The following is a 20321-nucleotide window of genomic DNA, read 5'->3' on the forward strand; positions in this document are numbered from 1 at the left end:
GGGTGGTGTCGCGTGCGGGTGTTGTCGCGTGCGGGTGGGTGGGGGTGCGGGTGGGGGCGCCTGAGGCGGGCGGATTTCCCCTACCCGCCCCTTCCCGAAACCGGGGCTTTGCCCCGGGCCCCATTTGTGGAGCCCCCAGGGGTGGGTGGGGCCTGCTGAGCCCCCAGGGTGGGTGGGCCGGCGGGGGCTTTCGCCCCCTGCCCCCCGCATCCGAACTTCGTTCGGATCGCCTTAAACGCCGGCGGGGCTGGGTTGGCCGTAGGGGCTGGGTTGGCCGCACGGGCTGGGTTGGCCGTAGGGGCTGAGTCAGCCGGCCTGGGCCGTGATGTTGCCGTAGGACGTGGTGGCCTTGATGGTCAGGGTCGGGGTGTCCGCGGCGTTCTTGAGGGCGTTGTCGATACGGCCGTAGGCGGTTGCGGCGTCCAGGGTGGCGGAGGCGGCCGGGGCGGCCGTGAGGCTGATGTCGCCGTGCTCCGTGCGCAGGTCGAAGGCGCCGCTCACGGCCTCGGCGATCCGGATGTCGCCCTTCTGGGTGCTGATCTCCGCCGGGCCGGCCAGGCGGCCGACCGTCACGTCGCCGGCCTGGAGCGTGAGCTTGGCGGCGCCGGTCTCGTCGAGCTTGACCGTGCCGTGCGCGCCCTCGAACGTGACGTCGCCGAGCCGGCCGACGCCCCGCAGTTCGGAGCTGGCGGCCTTCGCGTCGATGCGGGAGCCCGCGGGCAGCTGGACCGTGATCTGGACCGCTCCGGAGTTGCCGAGCACGCGGTTCTTCGCGGCCTCCGACTCGATGCGCAGCACGCCGTCGGCGAAGGCCACCGTGACGTTCTCCGCGGCCTTGGCGTCCTTGCTGCTCGACGCGCTCTGCGGCCGGACCTCGACCGTGGTGTCCGCGCGGTCGGCGGCTATGAACTGGACGTGACCCGCGGGGATGTCCAGGACGGCGGAGATCGGGGCGGGGGTGTCGAACGTGTGCATGGGACTCTCCAGTCTGCTTCGGGCTGCTTCGGGTCGGTTCGCGCGTGCTCGTGGACCGGTGGTGCGCCTGCTCGTCGTTTCCGACGTGGGAAACGCTACGTTGCGTTCGCGGTGTGGGCAATGAGTTCATTGCGCTCAACTGCCGTTGTCGCAGGTGGGAGTTGGGAAATTGTTGCAATGGATGTGAATCGAATGCAACGCCGCGCGTGGGTGCCATTGCAATGGAATGGGGGTGAACGCTAGCTTGCGGAAGACGCTGTACCAGGGGTGCGAAGGAGGCCGTGATGCCGGGTGGCAGGCTCTCGCAGCAGGAACGGCAGCAGATCGCCCAGTGGCTCGCCGACGGCCTTGCCTATGCGGAGATCGGCAGACGTCTGCAGCGGCCCACCTCGACGGTGACCCGCGAAGTGATGCGCAACGGCGGACCGGCCGCGTACCGCGCCGACTTGGCGCACCGCGCCACCGAACGCCGGGCCCATCGGCGCAGAACGCCTGCGCCGCGCCGCAGGGTGGCGCCCGGGCAGGTGCCGGGGCGTGATGCCGATGCCGTACGGGAGTACGAAGAGGTCTTCGCCACGCTGCTGATGCAGCAGGGGCTGCCCAAGATGATGGCCAGGGTGCTGACCTGCCTCTACACCGCCGACGAGGGCAGCCTCACGGCGTCCGAGCTGGTGGGGCGGCTCCAGGTCAGCCCGGCGTCCGTGTCCAAGGCCGTCGGGTTCCTGGAGAGCCAGGGCCTCGTGTTGCGCGAGCGTGACGAGGGCCGCCGCGAGCGCTATCGGGCGGACGACGACGTCTGGTACGAGTCGACGCTCGCCAGCGCGCGGGCGAGTCTCCGACTCGGGGAGACGGCACGGCAGGGCGTCCAGGTCCTCGGTCCCGGCAGCCCGGCCGCGGAGCGTCTGGAGAACATCGCGCGCTTCGTCGACTTCATCGGCGAGAGCATCCAACGGGCCGCCGAACAGGCCCGCGAGGTCCTGCGGACGCCGACGGCTCCCCGTTCCGTCACGCCCTCAGACGCAGCCCCCTAGGCGTGGCCACGAAGCCCGCGTCCTCCAGGAGGCGGCCCAGGGGAGACGTCAGCGACGCGGCGCCGTTGATCCGCTCCACCGTGACCGTCCCCAGGGTGCCCGCGGAGGCCGCTGCGGCCAGGGCCTCGGCGGCGGCGCGCAGCCGGGGGTCGTCCGGGGCCGGCGATTCCTGCGGGTCGGTGGGCCAGGCGAGCAGGGTCTTGCCGCCGCGTTCCATGTACAGGGTCAGTTCACCGTCCACCAGGACGACGAGGGAGCCCGCCTTGCGGCCCGGCTTGTGGCCGGCGCCGGCCGGGGGTTCGGGCCAACTCAGCGCGGCGCCATAGGCGTTCGCGGGATCGGCCGCCGCCAGGACCACCGCCTGGCCGGTCGTGGACTCCCCGCCGCGTTCGCGGGCCGTGGCCGCCGCGCGCAGGCGGTCCACCGCGCCGTCCATGGCGAACTGGGCCGCGCCCAGGCCCTCCACCACATAGCCCCTGCGGGCCTGACCGCTGTCCTCGAAGGCGGACAGGATCCGGTAGACGGCGGAGAAGCCGCCCTCCACGCCCTCTGCGGCGACCGCGCCGCGGGTGACCACGCCATGCCGGTCGAGGAGGGTGCGGGCCAGGGCGTGGGCGCGCACCGTCGGGTCGGGCTCGCGGGCCGGGATCAGCGACCAGCGGCCGGCCACGGTCGGCGGTCCCGTACGGGAGACGGGCCGGGCGCCGCCGGAGAGGGCTCCGTAACGGCCGCGCGGGACCGGGCGCTTGGCGCGGTGCGCGGTGGAACCCGCCGTACGGCCGGAGCCCAGCAGGGCGCGCAGCGGGGCGAGCGTGTCGTTGGTGAGGCGGCCCGACCAGGCCAGTTCCCAAAGGGCGTCGGCCAGTTGGGGATCCGATGCCTCGGGGTGGGTGGTGGCGCGCACCTGGTCGGCGATCTGGCGGAAGAAGAGACCGTAGCCGCCGGACAGGGCGGTCATGATCGATTCCTGGAGCGCGGTGAGCTCCATGGGGTGCGGGTCGGGAAGCAGCAGCGGGGCCGCGTCGGCGAGGTAGAGGGAGATCCAGCCGTCCTTGCCGGGCAGGGCGCCCGCGCCCGCCCAGACCACCTCACCGGTGGTCGTCAACTCGTCGAGAAGGGCGGGGTGGTAGCCCTGGACGCGCGAGGGCAGGACCAGTTTCTCCAGGGCCGAGGCCGGGACCGAGGCGCCCTGGAGCTGCTCGATCGCGCGGACCAGGCCGTCCACGCCCCGCAGACCGTGGCCGCCGAGGTGCTGCCACTGCGGCAGGAAGTCGGCGAGGGCCGCGGGCGGTACGGGCTCCAGCTCCTGGCGCAGGGCCGCGAGCGAGCGGCGGCGCAGCCGGCGCAGGACGGTGGCGTCGCACCACTCCTGGCCGATGCCCGCTGGGTGGAACTCGCCTTGTACGACACGGCCGTTCGCGGCCAGGCGGCGCAGTGCGCCCTCGGTGACCGCGATGCCGAGGCCGAAGCGCCCGGCCACGGTGGCCGAGGTGAACGGGCCGTGGGTGCGGGCAAAGCGGGCGAGCAGATCGCCGAGCGGGTCCTTGACCGGCTCGGTGAAGGCCTCTGGTACGCCCACGGGCAGTGCGGTGCCGAGGGCGTCGCGCAGCCGGCCCGCGTCCTCGACGGCCGCCCAGTGGTCGGCGCCCGCGATACGGACCCGGATGGCGCGGCGGGTCGCCGCGAGCTCCTCGGCCCAGGCGGGGTCGGCGCCCCGCTCGGTGAGTTCGGCGGCGGTCAGCGGGCCGAGCAGGCGCAGCAGATCGGCCACGCCTTCCGCGTCCTTGACCCGGCGGTCCTCCGTCCGCCACTGCAGCTCCTGCTCCAACTCGGCGAGTACGTCGGCGTCCAGGAGCTCGCGCAGCTCCGCCTGGCCGAGCAGCTCGGCCAGGAGGCGGGAGTCCAGCGACAGGGCGGCCGCGCGCCGTTCGGCCAGGGGCGAGTCGCCCTCGTACAGGAACTGCGCCACATAGCCGAAGAGCAGCGAGCGGGCGAAGGGCGAGGGCTCGGGGGTGGTGACCTCGACGAGGCGGACGCGGCGGGACTCGATGTCGCCCATGAGCTCGGTGAGGCCGGGCACGTCGAAGACGTCCTGGAGGCATTCGCGTACGGCTTCGAGGACGATGGGGAACGAGCCGAACTCGCTTGCCACCTCGAGGAGTTGGGCCGCGCGCTGGCGCTGCTGCCACAGGGGTGTGCGACGGCCGGGGTTGCGGCGGGGCAGGAGCAGGGCGCGGGCCGCGCACTCGCGGAAGCGCGAGGCGAACAGGGCCGAGCCGCCCACCTGGTCCGTCACCAGTTGGTTGACCTCGCCCTTGTCGAAGGCGACATCGGCCGCGCCGACCGGGGCCTGCTCGGAGTCGAACTCCGTGCCGAGCTTCATGGGTTCCTGGTCGAGCAGGTCCATGCCCATCAGGTCGGCGTCCGGCAGGCGGAGCACGATGCCGTCGTCGGCGTGCATGACCTGGGCGTCCATGCCGTACTTCTCGGTCAGCTTGGCACCGAGGGCCAGCGCCCAGGGCGCGTGGACCTGCGCGCCGAACGGGGAGTGGACGACCACACGCCAGTCGCCGAGCTCGTCGCGGAAGCGCTCGACGACGATGGTGCGGTCGTCGGGGATGTGGCCGCAGGCCTTGCGCTGTTCGTCGAGGTAGGCGAGGACATTGCCCGCCGCCCACTGGTCGAGGCCCGCTGCGGCGAGGCGGGCGCGGGCGTCGTCGGCGCTCAGGCCGCCGACCTCGCGCAGGAACGCGCCCACCGCACGGCCGAGTTCGAGCGGGCGGCCCAGCTGGTCGCCCTTCCAGAACGGGAGGCGGCCGGGGACTCCGGGCGCGGGGGAGACAAGGACCCGGTCGCGGGTGATGTCCTCGATACGCCAGGAGCTGGTGCCGAGCGTGAACACATCGCCCACGCGCGACTCGTAGACCATCTCCTCGTCGAGCTCACCGACCCGGCCGCCGCCCTTCTTGGGGTCGGAGCCGGCGAGGAAGACGCCGAAGAGGCCGCGGTCGGGGATGGTGCCGCCGGAGGTGACGGCCAGGCGCTGGGCGCCCGGGCGGCCGGTGACCGTGCCCGCCACACGGTCCCAGACCACACGCGGGCGCAGCTCGGCGAAGGCGTCCGAGGGATAGCGGCCCGCGAGCATGTCGAGGACCGCGGTGAACGCCGACTCGGGCAGGGAGGCGAAGGGGGCCGCGCGGCGGACGACGGACAGGAGGTCGTCGACCTGCCAGGAGTCCAGCGCGACCATGGCGACGAGCTGTTGGGCCAGTACGTCCAGGGGGTTGGCCGGGACGCGCAGCGATTCGATGCCGCCGGTGCGCATGCGCTCGGTGACGACCGCGGCCTGGACGAGGTCGCCCCGGTACTTGGGGAAGACGACGCCCGTGGAGACCGCGCCGACCTGGTGGCCCGCGCGGCCGACGCGCTGCAGGCCGGAGGCGACGGAGGGCGGGGACTCGACCTGGACGACCAGATCGACCGCGCCCATGTCGATGCCGAGCTCCAGGGAGGAGGTGGCGACGACCGTGGGGAGCCTGCCCGCCTTCAAGTCCTCCTCGACGAGCGCGCGTTGCTCCTTCGATACGGAGCCGTGGTGGGCGCGGGCGAGGATCGGCGGTGCGCCCTGGGCGGCGCCGGAGCCGCCCATGAGGTCGGCCGGGGAGTGGGCCTCCGGGATCGTCTCGCCGGTGGCCCTCTCGTACGCGATCTCGTTGAGCCGGTTGCACAGGCGCTCGGCGAGGCGGCGGGAGTTGGCGAACACGATCGTGGAGCGGTGGGCCTGGACCAGGTCCGCGATCTTCTCCTCGACATGCGGCCAGATGGACGGGCGGTCCGCCTGTCCGCCGCCGTCCGTGTCGGTGACCGGGGAGCCCGCGAGCTCGCCCATGTCCTCGACGGGGACCACCACCGAGAGGTCGAACTCCTTGCCGGACGGCGGCTGCACGATCTCCACGCGGCGCTGCGGCGAGAGATAGCGGGCGACCTCGTCGACCGGCCGTACGGTCGCGGAGAGGCCGATACGGCGGGCCGGGCGCGGCAGCAGCTCGTCCAGCCGCTCCAGGGACAGGGCGAGATGGGCGCCGCGCTTGGTGCCGGCGACCGCGTGCACCTCGTCGAGGATGACGGTGTCGATGCCGGTCAGGGCCTCGCGGGTGGCCGAGGTCAGCATCAGGAACAGGGACTCGGGCGTGGTGATCAGGATGTCCGGCGGCCGGGTGCTCAGCGCGCGGCGCTCGGCGGCCGGGGTGTCGCCGGAGCGGATGCCCACCTTGATCTCGGGCTCGGGCAGGCCGAGGCGGACGGACTCCTGGCGGATGCCGGTGAGCGGGCTGCGCAGATTGCGCTCGACGTCGACCGCGAGTGCCTTGAGCGGCGATACGTAGAGGACGCGGCAGCGCTTCTTGCTGTCCGCGGGGGGTGGGGTGCTGGCGAGTTTGTCGAGGGCGGAGAGGAACGCGGCGAGGGTCTTGCCGGAGCCGGTGGGGGCGACGACCAGGACGTCCGCGCCCTCCGCGATGGCTCCCCATGCGCCCTCCTGGGCGGAGGTGGGCGCGTCGAAGGCGCCCTGGAACCAGCTGCGGGTCGCGGGGGAGAACAGGTCGAGGGCGCTCCGGGTCATGAGGCCATCGTGCACCTTGGCACTGACAGTCGGGGTGCGGGTGCGTCCGGGCTGGGGTGGGTGGCGCCTGCGGCGGGCCTTTCTCCCCGCCCCGCCCCTTCCCGAAACCGGGGCTTCGCCCCGGACCCCGCATCCGAACTTCGTTCGGATCTGCTCAAACGCCGCAGGGGCTGGAATGTCAGACTTGGCTGATGGCAGCGAAGGAGTGGGCGCGGTACTGGCAGCATGAGGAGCTGCCGGGGGTCGACCTGCTTCAGGCGCGGTATGTGCGGCACACCTTTTCGCGGCATACGCACGAGGGGTACGTGGTCGCGGCCGTCAGCGGCGGTGTCGAGGATCTGTTCATGCCCGACGGGTCCACCGTGCACTGCGCACCCGGCAACGTCATTCTGCTCAATCCGGAAGTGCCGCACTCGGCACGGGCCGGGGTGCCGGAGGGGTGGTCGTACTCGACGCTCTACCCCTCGGTCGAGCTCGTCGCGAAGATCGCCGAGGAGACCACCGGGCTGCGCGGCACCCCCGGATTCGCCGAGGTGGACGTGCCCGACGTGGAGGGCGCGCATCTCATACGGGAGGTGCACCGCGCCGCCGAGGAAGGCAACGCGCTCGCGGCCGACACGGTTCTGAAGGTCCTTGTCGCGCGGATGCTGCGGCGGCACGGGAGCGCGCTGCAGCCCCGGGCGCCCCGTTCGGCGGGGGCGCGCAACGCCCAGCGGGCGCGGGCCGTGCTCCAGGAGCGGATGGCCGAGCCGCCCACCCTGGAGGCGCTGGCGAACGAGCTCGGCACCAGCCCCTTCGCACTGCTCCGGGCCTTCAAGCAGCAGTACGGGATGCCGCCGCACAGCTGGCTCACCAATGCGCGGGTACGGCGGGCCCGTGCGCTGCTCGACGCGGGCACCGCGCCCGCCGAGGCGGCCACCGCCGTGGGGTTCACGGACCAGCCGCACCTCAACCGGCACTTCAGCCGGATCGTGGGGGTGCCACCGGGGGCGTATCAGAAGGGGCGCGGTAGCCGGGGGTCGGCCGCCGAAGGTGCCCGCAAGAACGTACAAGACCGGAGCGGCCGCCTCCTCGTACGGTCGGACGCGTGGCAGAACAGCAGACACCCGCACCTATACGTACCGAAGGACGACCAGCCGAGGGGCCAGGGACCGGCGGACGCGCACCGGACCGACTGAACGGCGCCGCCAAGCCCGACTCCGCCGTCGTACGCGACGCGCTCGGCGTGGGCTTCGCCGTCGGGCTCTCCGGCTTCGCCTTCGGTGTCACCTCGGCGAGCAACGGGCTCAGCCTCCTGCAGACCTGTGCGCTCAGCCTGCTCGTGTTCACCGGAGCCTCGCAGTTCGCGCTCGTCGGGGCGCTCGCGGGCGGCGGGAATCCGGTGACGGCCGCGGCGGGGGCGTTCTTCCTCGGCGTGCGCAACGCCTTCTACGGCCTTCGGCTTTCGCAGCTGCTGCAACTTCCGCGCTGGGTACGGCCGTTCGCAGCCCAGTGGGTGATCGACGAAACCGCCGCCGTGACGCTGGCGCAGCCCACGCGGCGTGCCCGGCGGATCGGCTTCGCGGTCACCGGTCTCACGCTGTACGTGCTGTGGAACCTCACCACCCTGCTCGGCGCCCTCGGGGCGGAGGCCATCGGGGACACCGCCGCCTGGGGCCTGGACGCGGCGGGGCCCGCGACCTTCCTCGCGCTGCTCGGGCCCATGCTGCGCTCGACGACCGAGCGGGCCGTGGCGGCGCTCGCCGTGGTCCTGATGCTCGGCCTCGTGCCCGTGCTGCCGAACGGTGTGCCCGTGCTGGTGGCGGCGCTCGCCGCGCCGTTGGTCCTCTTCGTGCAAGGCCGTCGGCAGTCGGCCGGTGCCCACGGCCGCCGGCAGTCGGCCGATGCGAACTCCCGGGAAGGAACCGACCGTTGAACATCTGGATCGCGATCGCGGTGACCGCGGTCGGCTGCTACGCCGTCAAGCTGCTCGGACTGCTCGTACCCGTGGGCGTACTGGAGAGGCCGCTGGTCAAGCGGATGGCCGCGCTGCTTCCCGTGGCGCTGCTCGCGGCGCTCACCGCACAGCAGACCTTCGCCGACGGCCAGTCCCTGATCCTGGACGCCAAGGCGGCCGGCCTCCTCGCGGCCGCGGTGGCGTTCGTCCTGCGTGCCCCGTTCCTGCTGATCATCGGCGCCGCGGTGGTGGTGACGGCGGGGGTGCGGGCGATCGGGGGGTGAGGGCGCGGCATCCGCGCGGGTCGGATGCGATCCGCCCCACAGACCTGGTGGTCGTTCCGGACGCCTGACACGATGCGCCGGTCCATGCCGATGATCAGGTGGACGAGACCGTCTCCGCGGAGCTCGCCGACTTCCTGCGGAGTGAGGACGACGGGCGTCCGGTGAAGATCGCCGCGTGCGTGTGTGCCGGGTGCGCGGGGCGGGTGTTCTCCGTGCTGGTCGGCGAGTCCGTGGCAGAGCGCGCGTGCGCCGGCTGCGGCGGCCGTGCCTTCATCGCGGACAGCGAGGAGTACTGGGACGACGTGTCCCAGGAGGGCGACGAGCCCGGAGAGGCCTGCTGTCCGTGCGGGAGCGAGGAGTTCGAGGCCGCGGTCGCGTTCTCGCTCGGTGACGAGGGGACGGTCCGCTGGGTGACCGTCGGCCTGCGGTGCGTCGAGGACGGGTTCTGCGGGGTCTACGTCGACTGGAAGATCGACTACGGCCCCACAGAGCACCTCCTGGCCATGGTCTGAGCGCCCGGACAACGTGCGGGCGAGGCGCTCATTCCAGCGACCGCCCATGCGCCCGCAGTGTGCGCAGCGCCTCGATCGTGACGATCGGGCGCCATTCCAGGGACGTGCCCGGGGCCCACTGCTTCCAGTGGACGGGCCAGCCGCCGTCCTCCTCCTGTTCCGCGGCGAGGTGGTCGAGCGAGAGCTCCATCTCCTCGTCGGTGAACCAGGAGCGGGCCAGCGAGGTCGGGACCCGCGCATAGTCGTGCGGGAAGTGGTGTTCGCCGGGTGCGTACCCGGCGGCCACCGGATACGCGTCACGACGGCGCGGATCGAGCACGGCCAGACGCTGCTCGCGTACGAGCCGGCCGAGCCGGTCCGCCATGGCCTGGGCCCGCGAGCGATCAGGTGCGCCGTCCAGGAACGCGACCGCCGCATGGATCTCGTACGGGTGCGACTTGTCCAGCGCCTCGACCGCGGCCCAGCAGTAGTCCGTGGCGCGGAACAGCCATGCGTGCCAGACCTGGTTGCGGTGCAGGAGACCCACCACGGGGCCGGTGGCGAGCAGGTCGCTCGGCGGGTTGTCGACGACGGGGACGAACGGGGCGTAGGGATAGCCGCGTTGGCTCGGGTGGATCGCGGGCAGCGCGCCGTCCCGCGTCGAGACCTCGGACAGATAGCGGCAGACGCGCTCGACGCGCTGACCGCCGCAGCGCCCGATCGCGTCCAGGACGCGCAGCGCATGGGCGGTGTGCAGGGGCTGGCTCACGGGGCCGCGCAGATCGGGCTCCAGCGCGTGGCCGTAGCCGTCGTCGTCGGTGCGGTAGGCGGCGAGGGCAGCCTCGACCGGCTCGGCGGCGGCGCCCAGGAAGTGGTACGCGAAGCGGCGCTGCTCGAGGACGCGGGCCGTGAGCCAGATGAACTGCTCGGCCCGGGCCAGCGCGGAGCGGTGAGGTGACGGTTCTGCTGGGGAACGCCCGGCGGGGGACTGCCCCGGGGCGGCGGCGCCCGGGGACTGTCCCGGGGCTACGGATTCGGCCATGCACGGCACCGTAGGCCGGAAAGCGCTCCCCACAAGAGGTTCGGGCCAAGGCCCACTCTCACGGGCTGGATACTGGAGTCATGCGGTTGACGGTCTTCTGGGAGCGGATGGCGGAGCACTTCGGTGCGGGGTACGCCGAGATGTTCGCGCGCGATCATGTGATGTCCGAGCTCGGCGGGCGGACGGTGCACGAGGCACTGGACGCGGGCTGGGAGGCCAAGGACGTGTGGCGGGGTGTGTGCTCGGCGATGGGGGTGCCGGCGGAGTCCCGGTAAGTCCTCAGGGCTGCCCGTCCCGCTCAGGCCTGTCCGTCGGAGTCAGGGCTGCCGTCGGGCTTCTGCAGCGAGTCCAGCCAGTCGAGGAGCCGGGCGCCCTGGCGGGACATGAGCTCCGGGTCGCGCAGGGCGTTGGCCAGCAGGGACATGCCCTGGTAGGCGGAGACGAGGCTGACGGCGAGATCGGCCGGATCGGCCATGCCCAGGGCGCGGAACTGGCGCTCGGCCCAGTCGATCAGCCGCCGCATGACCACGCCGGCCTCCGCGTCGAGCGTGCCGTCGGCGCGCTTGTCGAGCTCGACGGCGAGGGTGCCGGTCGGACAGCCGTGCAGGGCGGCGATCTCGCGCTGGTCGACCCAGGCCTCGATGAGCCCCTTGAGGCGGTCGCGCGGGTCGGCCAACTGCTCCAGGCGCCCGGTGAGTTCGTCGAGGTGCGCGCTGTGCTCGGAGAGCGCCGCCAGGATCAGGTCGTCCTTGGTCTTGAAGTAGTAGTAGACGTTCCCGACCGGTACGTCGGCCGCGCGCGCGATGTCGGCGAGCGTGGTGCGCTCGACGCCCTTCTCGTGCAGGACGCGCGCCGCCTCCCGCGTCAGCCGGCGGCGTTTGTCCTGCGCTCGTGCCCGCGCTGCGGGCTTCACTGAGTCAGTCACCCGACTAACTATAGACAGCACCCCGTGGAGCCGTGCTACGGTCCAACTAAGTCAGTCAACTAACTCACTTCAGGGGTACGGCGATGATCGTAGTGACAGGCTCGACCGGAAACATCGGACAGACCTTGGTTCCGCTGCTGCACGAGGCGGGCGAGCAGGTGCTCGCCGTCTCGCGGCGCCCGCGCCCCGAGGGTCTGCCGGCCGGTGTCCGGCACGCCCGGGCGGACGTCGGCGACGGCGCCGGCATGCGGCCCGTACTGGAAGGGGCCGATGCCCTTTTCCTGCTGCTCGGCGGGGAGTTGAACGGAGGCGGCGAAAGCCCGGACGTCCTGCTCGACGCGGCCCTGGAGGGCGGCGTCAAGCGCATCGTCCTCGTCTCCTCGCAGATCAACCGCACGCGCCCGCAGGCCGGTTCACATGCCAGGCTGCGGGAATTCGAGGCCGCCACACGCGCGTCGGGCGTCGATTTCACGATTCTGCGTCCGGGCGGTTTCGCCTCCAACGCCTTCGCCTGGGCCGACTCCGTGCGCACGCGGCGCACGGTCTTCGCGCCCTTCGGTGATGTGGCCCTGCCCGTGATCGATCCGGCGGACATCGCCGCGGTCGCCGCGGCCGTACTGCGGGAAGAGGGGCATGCGGGGCGCACGTACGAGCTGACCGGGCCCGAAGCCGTCAGCCCGCGCGAGCAGACCGCGGCGATCGCGCGGGCGCTGGGGGAGGAGGTCGCCTTCGTGGAGCTGAGCCGGGAGGACGCGCGGGCGCACCTGGCGCAGTTCATGCCCGACGAGGTGATCGACGGGACCCTCGACATCCTCGGGCGACCGCTGCCCGACGAGCAGGCGGTCGGTCCCGATGTCGAGCGGGTGCTCGGGCGTCCCGGAAGGCCCTTCGGCGCTTGGGTCGAGCGCAGTCTGCCGGCCTTCCGGTAGGCCCGGTGCGCCGACCGGTGAAGGGCCTGCTCCGTCGCCAGGGCCCGGGCGGCGGAGCGGAGGCCCGGGCGGCGGAGCAGGGGCCCGGCCCCGAATGTGACGCGGGCGTCAGCCGTCCGTCCGTACGAACCGGGTGCACGTAGGCGAGACTGACCCCGTGGCAGCCACCGAACACACCGCAGCAGCGCAGGACTCAGGACCGCCCACGACCGTGCCGCCCGAGGCGCCGTCGGGGCGGGCGAACCCCATGCCGCGGTGGCTGCCGCGTGCGATGGTGCTCGCGCTGGCCCTCATCGCCTGTTTCCAGCTGGGCAGTTGGGCCTTCCATCAGCTGACCGGGCTGCTGATCAACATCCTGATCGCGTTCTTCCTCGCGCTCGCCGTCGAGCCCGCGGTCAGCCGGATGGCACACCACGGCATGCGCCGCGGCGCGGCCACGGGCCTGGTCTTCCTCGGGGTGATCGTCGCGGGCGCGGGGTTCATCACCCTGCTCGGATCGATGCTCGCGGGCCAGATCGTCGACATGGTCGAGGACTTCCCGAAGTACCTCGACTCGGTGATCAGCTGGATCAACACGACCTTCCACACCGAGCTGTCCCGGGTCGAGATCCAGGACAGCCTCGTGCACTCGGACTGGCTGCAGAAGTACGTGCAGAACAGCGCGACGGGTGTGCTCGACGTGTCCGCTCAGGTGCTCGGCGGGCTGTTCCGGCTGCTCACCATCCTGCTGTTCTCGTTCTACTTCGCGGCCGACGGCCCCCGGCTGCGCCGCGCGCTCTGCTCGGTGCTGCCGCCGGCCCGGCAGGCCGAGGTCCTTCGCGCCTGGGAGATCGCCGTCGACAAGACCGGCGGCTATCTGTACTCGCGCGGTCTGATGGCGCTGATCTCCGGCATTGCGCACTACATCCTGCTGGTCTTCCTCGACGTGCCGTATGCGCCCGCGCTCGCCGTCTGGGTCGGTGTGATCTCCCAGTTCATCCCCACCATCGGTACGTATCTGGCGGGTGCGCTGCCGATGCTGATCGCGTTCACCGTGGACCCCTGGTACGCGCTGTGGGTGCTCATCTTCGTCGTCGTCTACCAGCAGTTCGAGAACTACCTCCTGCAGCCCAAGCTCACCGCCAAGACCGTCGACATCCACCCGGCGGTCGCGTTCGGCTCGGTGGTCGCGGGCACCGCGCTGCTCGGCGCGGTCGGCGCGCTGATCGCCATCCCGGCGGTCGCGACGCTGCAGGCCTTCCTCGGCGCGTACGTGAAGCGGTACGACGTGACCGACGACCCGCGCGTGCACGGCCACCGGCGCCGGGGCGGGCCGCCGCTCGCCCGGCTGCGGAAGGCGCTGCGGGGCGAGCCCACCGGGGCGCCCGTGGACCAGGCGGTGTCGGCCGACGGTTCGGGTCCGGCCGGTGCGGGCCGGGCCGGTTCCTCGGCGGGGGCGGACAGCTCGGGTCCGGCCGCCGACGGTTCGGGTCCGGCCACCTCCGACGGCGACCGGACCTGAACCCCGTAAGACCCCTCAGTGCCGCTCCAGCTCCACCCGTGGCAGCACCCTGCGCAGCCACGCCGGCAGCCACCAGGCCCGCGTGCCCAGGAGCTGCATCACGGCGGGCACGATCAGGCAGCGGATCACCACGGCGTCGAGCAGGATCGCCACCGCGAGTCCGAGGCCGAACTGCTGGAGCATCCGGTCGGGGCTCATCATGAACGCGCCGAACACCACGATCATGATGGCCGCGGCCGCCGTGATCACCTTCCCGGTCGCGGCAAGACCCTCCCGTACAGCCGCCTGCGCGTCCTTCGTGCGCTCCCACTCCTCGTGGATACGGGAGAGCAGGAAGACCTCGTAGTCCATCGAGAGACCGAAGACGATCGCGAAGATCATCACCGGGATGAAGGCCTCGATCGGACCGGGCTCGACGCCGAACCAGCCGTGCTGGAAGACGAGCGTGATCGCGCCGAGCGCGGCGCCGATGCTCACGAGATTGAGCAGCGCGGCCTTCAGGGGGATCAGGACGCTGCGGAAGACGAGCAGGAGCAGCAGCGCAGAGAGCCCGACCACGATCGCCACGAACAGCGGCATCCGGTCCGACACCGTGGCCGCGAAGTCCTCGGTCGCGGCGGTCGCGCCGCCCACCAGGAGCCGCGCTCCGGTCTCGTCCACCAGCGGCGGCAGTACGTCGCCGCGCAGGCGGTCCACGAGCTCGGAGGTCTCCTCCGACTGCGGGGCCGACTCGGGGAACGCCATCAGCGTGCCGACCTCGCCGTCCTTCGACGGGATGGGGCCGCCGACGGCCGCGACGCCCGGGGTGTCCTCAAGCGCCGTACGGACCGGCCCGACGTCCGCGGTGCCTTCGGCGACCACGAACAGCGGCCCGTTGAAGCCCGGCCCGAAGCCCTCGGCGAGCAGGTCGTACGCCTGGCGGCTTGAGGTCGTCGTGGCGTCGTTGCCCGCGTCCGCGAAGCCGAGCCGCATCCCCGTGGCCGGTGCCGCGAGCGCGCCGAGCGCCACCACGGAGACGAGGAGCGCGGCCCACGGCCGACGCTGGACGCCCGTCGCCCAGCGCCGCCAGCCGGCGCCCTCGACGCGCTTGGCCTTCGCCGCGCGCTTGGCCACCTGGCGCTGCAGCCGGCTGCCGAAGATGCCGAGCAGCGCGGGCAGCAGCGTCAGCGAGGCGGCCATCGTCACCAGGACGGTGAGCGCGACGGCGAGCGCCACACCCTGCAGTGAGCCGAGGCCGAGCGCGACCAGACCCATCAGGGCGATGATCACGGTGCAACCCGCGAAGAAGACCGTACGGCCGGCGGCGTCCAGGGCCGAGCGGGTGGCCTGCTCAGGGCCTGCGCCGCGCAGGAGTTCGGAGCGGTAGCGCGAGAAGATCAGCAGCGCGTAGTCGATACCGACGCCGAGGCCGACCAGCATCATGATCGGCGGGGTGAAGTCGGCGACGTTCGCGAAGTGCGAGGCGAGAGCGATCAGGCCGATCGACGAGCCCACCGCGAACAGCGCGGTCACCACCGGCAGGCTGGCCGCGACGAGCGACCCGAACAGGAACACCAGGATCACCAGCGCCCCGAGGATCCCCGCACCCTCGGCCGCACCGCCCCCGGCCTCCTCGGCGCCACGTGCCGCGTCTCCGCCGACCGCCGCTTGGAGCCCGTCCCCGTCAAGGGACTTGGCGGCCTCGATGATCTCGCGGACGTGCTCCTTCGGTACGTTCTCGGCGGCGCCGTCGAGGGTGACGGTGGCGTAGCCGACGGTGCCGTCGCGCGAGATCGCCGACTTGTCCTCGTACGGGCCGGTCACGCCGGTCACGCTCGGCATGCCTTCGACCTTGCCGAGCAGGTCCTCGACGCGGTCGCGCACGCCTGCGTCCCGTATGTCCTGCGCGTCCTTGAACACGATCTGCACCGAGGCGTCGGCCTGCGCGGAGCCGTGCTCCTCCAGGACGCTCTGCGCGGTCTGCGAATCGGTGCCGGGCAGCGAGAAGTCGTTGTGATACGCGCTGCCGACCGCCGTGGACGCGCCCGTGATGCCCGCGACGAGCACGACCCAGAGGATCAGCGCCCACCAGCGGTGGCGGTGCGAGAAGGCGGCGAGCCGCTCGAAGATGCTCGACCGGGCGGTGGGCCTGGTGAGTTGGTCGGTGGACATGGGCTTCTCCGTAAGGTGTCGGGAAGGGCGCGAGAGGTATGAGGGGTGCGTGACGCGGGGACGGGCGTGTGACGCGGGCGCGGAACGTCAGAGGTACGAGGGGCGTGTGACGCGGGCGCGGAACGTGCGCCACATCCACGCCTGGGCCGCCACGAGCAGCGGTGTCACCACGAGCAGTGCGGGCACGAGGGTGCCGACGGACGAGCCGGCCGACTCGCCGAGCGGCAGGCCGAGTCCGGCGACCAGCGGCAGGGCCGCCATCAGGGCGGCGGTCAGCGCGAACGACTGCCAGGGGCGGGCCGCGCGGCCGATCAGGACGCGGGCGCGGGCGTACGGATCGCCGGTCAGCCTCAGGACCGCGAAGCCGAGCCCGTGCAGCGCGAAGAGCACCGCCACCGCGAGGGCCGTGATCACCGCGACCGGTCCGCTCGCGGGCTCGTGGAGCGAGCCGCCGAACAGGCCGGCGAGCAGCCAGCCCCAGGCCAGGGCCACGGTCCAGCTGCCGCCCGTCACCGCCGTGTCGCAGGCCAGGCGCCAGCCGCGGCCGCCGGCGCGGCCGCGCAGCCACAGGCCCGTGTCGCGCACGATCCAGCCGGTCAGGAGCGGGACGAAGACCGCGAACTGGCCGCTCAGGAGCTCCCCTTCGAGCTCCGGGAAGCAGCCGATGAGCAGTCCGGCGGTGGCCACGAGCCACACCTCGTTGCCGAGGAAGAAGGGGGCGAACGAGGCGATGACCAGGCGGCGTTCACGGTCCGAGCGGCCCAGGTACGGGGCGAGCATGCCCGTGCCGATGTCGGCGCCCCCGAGGACGAAGTAGCCGGCGGCGAAGAAGCCGAGCAGGGCGGTGGCGAGGGTTTCCATGGCGGTCTCCGGGTCTCCAGGTCTGGTGGGCGGTCCAGGTCTCCTGGGCTCCTAGTAGCGGGCGGCGGGCAGGGCGTCGGCGGGGTCGTCGGCCTCGCGTTCGTCCAGGCCGAGGTCGGTCTCGACGGGGCCGCGGCGCGCATGGCGCACGATCAGCCAGAAGTTGAGGGCGGCGAGCAGCGCGAAGAGCGAGGTGAAGACGATCAGGGAGAGGCGCATCTGCCCGGGCGAGACCTTGGAGACCGCGTCCTCGGTCTTCAACAGGCCGTATACGACCCAGGGTTGGCGGCCCGCCTCGCGGAACACCCAGCCGCTGATCATCGCGAGATACGGCAGCGGCACGGCGGCCATCAGGACCACATGCCAGAGCCGGAAGCGGAAGACGACCTTGCGGAAGGCGGCGAGCACGGCGCCGGCGACGCAGAGGTACATCATCAGGGCGAACGCGAGCAGCATCAGGATTCCGGCCGCGCGCGTGAGCGCTTCGGAGGGCACATAGTCACCAGGTCCGAACCGCTCCACCATCTCGGCCTGCAGCTTGGCGATCTCGGCGTTCTTCGCGCTGAACACCGCCTCCTTCATCGGCTGCATCCCCACGAACTGCAGTCCGCCGAAGGTGGCCGTCACGAACAGCGCGGGCAGCGAGAGGAACACCCCGATCCGCAGGCTCTTGCTGAAGAACTCCCACTCGGGTGTGCGCTTGAACAGGTGGTACGCGGAGACTCCGGCCAGGAAGAACCCGGCCGTGATCAGCGCGCCGCCCAGGACGTGGCCGAAGGCGAGCAGGGCGGACGGGTTGGTGAACACCTCGACGGTGTTGTCGAGCACCAGGCGGCCGTTCTCCTCGCGGTGTCCGACCGGGTTGTTGAGGAAGCCGTTGGCGACCAGGATCCAGTACGCCGAGGCGTACGCGGTGAGCGTGACGCCCCAGATCAGTGCCAGGTGGACGCGCTTGGAGAAGCGGTGCCAGCCGAAGATCCACAGGCCGAGGAAGGTGGACTCCACGAAGAAGGCGATCACCGTCTCCATGGCCAGCGAGGAGCCGAAGACATCGCCCGCGTGATGGGTGAGTCCGCTCCAGCTCAGACCGAACTGGAACTCCATGACCAGGCCGGTGACGATCCCGACCGCGTAGTTGATCACGTACAGCTGGCCCCAGTAGCGCACCATCCGCGCGTACAGGGGCTTGCTGCTGAACGTCGCCGCCGTCTGCAGACAGGCCACGACCGTCGCGAGGCCCAGGGTGAGCGCGACGAAGAGGAAGTGGCCGCCCGCCGTGAGGGCGAACTGCAGCCGGGCGAGATCAAGCGTTTCCGGATTCACACCCTCAGCGTCGGCGTACGGCTGGGGGTGGGGCGTCGGCCGGCGGTGGACAGTGGGGGTACCACGTGGGTTGTGGGTGGGGGCGGGCGTGTACCACCGGAGTTGTGTCGGCGGGGGTGGCGGCGCCAGCGGGGAGGCGTCAGAGGGGAGGCGTCAGCGGGGCGGCGTTGTCAGTGGGGGCCGATAGCCTTGGAAGGGCTCGGCCCCCAGGAGGGAGGGGCTGTCCGCTCTGGGAAGCCTGGAGCCTCAGGCCAGCCACCCCGGCGTGATCATTCCCGACTCGTACGCGAGGATCACCAGCTGGGCGCGGTCGCGGACGTCCAGTTTGGTCATGATGCGGCTGACGTGGGTTTTCGCGGTCGCGGGGGACAGGACGAGCCGCTGGGCGATCTCGTCGTTGGAGAGGCCGGCGCCGACCAGGCCCATGACTTCCCGCTCGCGGTCGGTCAGCGCGTTGAGCCGCGGGCTCGGGTCGGGCTGCTTGGCGCGGCCCGCGAACTCCGCGATCAGCCGCCGCGTCACGGCCGGCGCGATCAGCGCGTCGCCGCGCGCCACCACCCGTACGCCGTGCAGGAGTTCCATCGGCTCGGTGTCCTTGACCAGGAAGCCCGAAGCTCCCGCGCGCAGCGCGCCGTACACGTAGTCGTCCATGTCGAAGGTCGTCAGGATCACCACCCGCACCCCTTCGAGCGCGGGGTCGGCGGTGATCCTCGCGGTCGCCTCGAGGCCGTCGAGTACGGGCATACGGATGTCCATGAGGACCACGTCCGGGCGCAGTTGGCGGGCCAGCGCACAGGCCTGCTCGCCGTCCGAGGCCTCGCCCACCACCTCGATGTCGTCCTCGTCGTCCAGCATGGAGCGGAAGCCCGCGCGCACCAGCGTCTGGTCGTCGGCAAGCAGGACGCGGATCGTGCCGGGCGTCTGCCCCGTGCTGTTTGCCGAGCCGTACCCCACGCTGTTCATCGCGCCCCCTGGTTCGTCTCGAACGGCAGCCGGGCCATGACCCGGAAGCCGTCCGCGGTGTTCTCGGTGGTCAGTTCGCCGCCGAAGGCCCTGGCCCGTTCGGCCATGCCGCGGATCCCGCTGCCCCCGCCGATCCCGTCGGGGGCGCCCGCGCCGTTGTCCTCGATCCGCAGCCGCAGGTCGTCCGTACCGTAGTCGAGCGTGATCGTGGCGGCGGTCGCCCGCGCGTGCCGGGTCACATTGGTGAGCGACTCCTGCACGATGCGGTACGCGGCCAGGTCGAGCGGCGGCGGCAGCTCCCGTGCGCCGCCCTGCGTGACGATGCGTACGTCGAGTCCGGCGCTCCTTGCCCGCTCGGCGAGTTCGGGCAGCTGCGCAAGGCCCGACGCGGGCGCGGTGGGGGCGGCCTCGCCCGCGCCGCGCAGCATGCCGAGCGTGGAGCGCAGCTCGCCCAGGGCGTCCTTGCTGGTGGACTTCACGGCTTCGAGGGCCGCTTCGGCCGTGGCGAGCGCGGCGACGGGATCGTCGGTGGTGCGCTTCTTGCCCAGCTTGTGCAGTGCCGCGCTCGACTGCACGTTGATCAGCGAAATGCTGTGCCCGAGCACGTCGTGCACCTCGCGGGCGATCCGCAGCCGCTCCTCGGTCGCGCTCTGCTGCGCCCGCGCCTCCTGCTCGCGCTCGGCGGCCAGCGCGCGGGCGCGTACCTCCTCCAGGTAGGCGGCGCGGGTGCGTTGGGCGCGGGCGAGGACCAGGATGCTCAGGAGCCAGCCGGCGAGCATCATGAACTGGGCGTCGTCGACATGCCGATGATCGCTGCCCTGCTGTGTCTCGCCGTAGACGATCATCAGCATCACGGCGACACCGATCGCGACCGCCGCGACGAATCGGCCCTCGGCGGCGGCCGCGTACAGCGCGATCACGAAGGTGACCAGCACCGGGCCGTCGTAGACGCTGAGCGGGTAGTAGACGGCGCAGGCAGCGAGCGTGAACAGGGCGACCCCGACGGGCCAGCGGCGCCGGAAGTACAGGGCGCCGCAGGCCAACGCGATGATCACCCAGCCGGTCACCGCCTGCCAGAACGTCTCGCTCTTGCCCCGCATCGACCAGAACGTCCCGCCGACCACGACCGCCGCGACGGCGAGCACCACGGCGAGGTCCTTGCCGCGCTCCGAGAGGCGCGCGGTGAGCGGGTCGGCCGGGGGGAGAGTCATGGTCCGAGGATATTCGCGCTTCCTCGCGGCGGCCGCCGGTCACCAGCGGCCGGCCGCCGGTCACCGGCCGCCGGCCT

Annotated in this window: 16 protein-coding genes and 1 pseudogene; 8 read left to right on the forward strand and 9 right to left on the reverse strand. The window is 72.2% G+C overall.

Features of this window, described 5'->3' with window-relative positions; genetic code table 11:
- Positions 1-306: 306 nt before the first annotated feature.
- Positions 307-975: a DUF4097 family beta strand repeat-containing protein gene (locus H9Y04_RS37755; RefSeq protein ID WP_187818729.1), complete on the reverse strand. Its 669-nt coding sequence runs from the start codon at positions 973-975 to the stop codon at positions 307-309.
- 284 nt (positions 976-1259) lie between these two features.
- Between H9Y04_RS37755 and H9Y04_RS37760 the strand changes: the two genes are divergently transcribed.
- A complete protein-coding gene (locus tag H9Y04_RS37760; protein ID WP_187818730.1) occupies positions 1260-2006 on the forward strand; it encodes a GbsR/MarR family transcriptional regulator in 747 nt (248 codons plus the stop codon).
- Here H9Y04_RS37760 and H9Y04_RS37765 read toward each other — a convergent pair.
- Positions 1981-6627, reverse strand: coding sequence for an ATP-dependent helicase (locus H9Y04_RS37765; RefSeq protein WP_187818731.1), 4647 nt, complete (start codon positions 6625-6627; stop codon positions 1981-1983). The two genes, H9Y04_RS37760 and H9Y04_RS37765, sit on opposite strands and share 26 nt — an antisense overlap.
- Positions 6628-6818: 191 nt before the next feature.
- Here H9Y04_RS37765 and H9Y04_RS37770 point away from each other — a divergent pair.
- The 4 genes and pseudogenes from H9Y04_RS37770 to H9Y04_RS37785 all read left to right on the forward strand — a co-directional run.
- A pseudogene (locus tag H9Y04_RS37770) lies at positions 6819-7637 on the forward strand (AraC family transcriptional regulator); the annotation flags it as partial.
- Positions 7638-7714: 77 nt separating this feature from the next.
- Entirely contained in the window at positions 7715-8542 is an 828-nt protein-coding gene (locus H9Y04_RS37775; protein WP_187818733.1) for an AzlC family ABC transporter permease, read from the forward strand.
- Positions 8539-8847, forward strand: coding sequence for an AzlD domain-containing protein (locus H9Y04_RS37780; protein WP_187818734.1), 309 nt, complete (start codon positions 8539-8541; stop codon positions 8845-8847). Before H9Y04_RS37775 ends, H9Y04_RS37780 begins: the two co-directional genes overlap by 4 nt.
- 98 nt (positions 8848-8945) lie before the next feature.
- Positions 8946-9359, forward strand: coding sequence for a hypothetical protein (locus tag H9Y04_RS37785; protein ID WP_187818735.1), 414 nt, complete (start codon positions 8946-8948; stop codon positions 9357-9359).
- A gap of 28 nt (positions 9360-9387) precedes the next feature.
- Here the strand turns inward: H9Y04_RS37785 and H9Y04_RS37790 are convergent, their stop codons facing one another.
- Positions 9388-10380, reverse strand: a complete 993-nt coding sequence (locus H9Y04_RS37790; RefSeq protein ID WP_236071958.1) for a hypothetical protein — start codon at positions 10378-10380, stop codon at positions 9388-9390.
- Between the two features lie 80 nt (positions 10381-10460).
- On the opposite strand from H9Y04_RS37790, the gene H9Y04_RS37795 reads away from it, so the two are divergent.
- The gene (locus H9Y04_RS37795; RefSeq protein WP_187818736.1) at positions 10461-10655 is read left to right on the forward strand and encodes a DUF3046 domain-containing protein; all 195 of its coding nucleotides are present in this window, start codon (positions 10461-10463) and stop codon (positions 10653-10655) included.
- 23 nt (positions 10656-10678) lie between these two features.
- Here H9Y04_RS37795 and H9Y04_RS37800 read toward each other — a convergent pair whose 3' ends face one another.
- The gene (locus tag H9Y04_RS37800; protein WP_187818737.1) at positions 10679-11305 is read right to left on the reverse strand and encodes a TetR/AcrR family transcriptional regulator; all 627 of its coding nucleotides are present in this window, start codon (positions 11303-11305) and stop codon (positions 10679-10681) included.
- Between the two features lie 83 nt (positions 11306-11388).
- Between H9Y04_RS37800 and H9Y04_RS37805 the strand changes: the two genes are divergently transcribed.
- Both H9Y04_RS37805 and H9Y04_RS37810 read left to right on the forward strand, forming a co-directional pair.
- The gene (locus tag H9Y04_RS37805) at positions 11389-12234 is read left to right on the forward strand and encodes an SDR family oxidoreductase (protein ID WP_187818738.1); all 846 of its coding nucleotides are present in this window, start codon (positions 11389-11391) and stop codon (positions 12232-12234) included.
- A gap of 157 nt (positions 12235-12391) precedes the next feature.
- On the forward strand, positions 12392-13735 hold the full coding sequence (locus H9Y04_RS37810; protein WP_438818203.1) for an AI-2E family transporter: 1344 nt from the start codon (positions 12392-12394) through the stop codon (positions 13733-13735).
- Positions 13736-13750: 15 nt separating this feature from the next.
- On the opposite strand, the gene H9Y04_RS37815 is transcribed toward H9Y04_RS37810, so the two are convergent.
- From H9Y04_RS37815 to H9Y04_RS37835, 5 genes are all read right to left on the reverse strand, one after another.
- Complete coding sequence (locus H9Y04_RS37815) at positions 13751-15886, reverse strand: MMPL family transporter (RefSeq protein WP_187818739.1); 2136 nt, start codon at positions 15884-15886, stop codon at positions 13751-13753.
- Positions 15887-15973: 87 nt separating this feature from the next.
- Positions 15974-16747, reverse strand: a complete 774-nt coding sequence (locus H9Y04_RS37820; protein WP_187818740.1) for a cytochrome d ubiquinol oxidase subunit II — start codon at positions 16745-16747, stop codon at positions 15974-15976.
- A 51-nt stretch (positions 16748-16798) separates the two neighbouring features.
- Entirely contained in the window at positions 16799-18070 is a 1272-nt protein-coding gene (locus H9Y04_RS37825; protein ID WP_187818741.1) for a cytochrome ubiquinol oxidase subunit I, read from the reverse strand.
- 246 nt (positions 18071-18316) lie between these two features.
- The gene (locus tag H9Y04_RS37830; protein WP_187818742.1) at positions 18317-19033 is read right to left on the reverse strand and encodes a response regulator; all 717 of its coding nucleotides are present in this window, start codon (positions 19031-19033) and stop codon (positions 18317-18319) included.
- Positions 19030-20244, reverse strand: a complete 1215-nt coding sequence (locus tag H9Y04_RS37835; RefSeq protein WP_187818743.1) for a sensor histidine kinase — start codon at positions 20242-20244, stop codon at positions 19030-19032. Before H9Y04_RS37835 ends, H9Y04_RS37830 begins: the two co-directional genes overlap by 4 nt.
- Positions 20245-20321: the final 77 nt, after the last annotated feature.

The sequence above is a fragment of the Streptomyces polyasparticus genome, from assembly GCF_014493765.1.
In the GTDB taxonomy this organism is placed as follows: domain Bacteria; phylum Actinomycetota; class Actinomycetes; order Streptomycetales; family Streptomycetaceae; genus Streptomyces; species Streptomyces polyasparticus.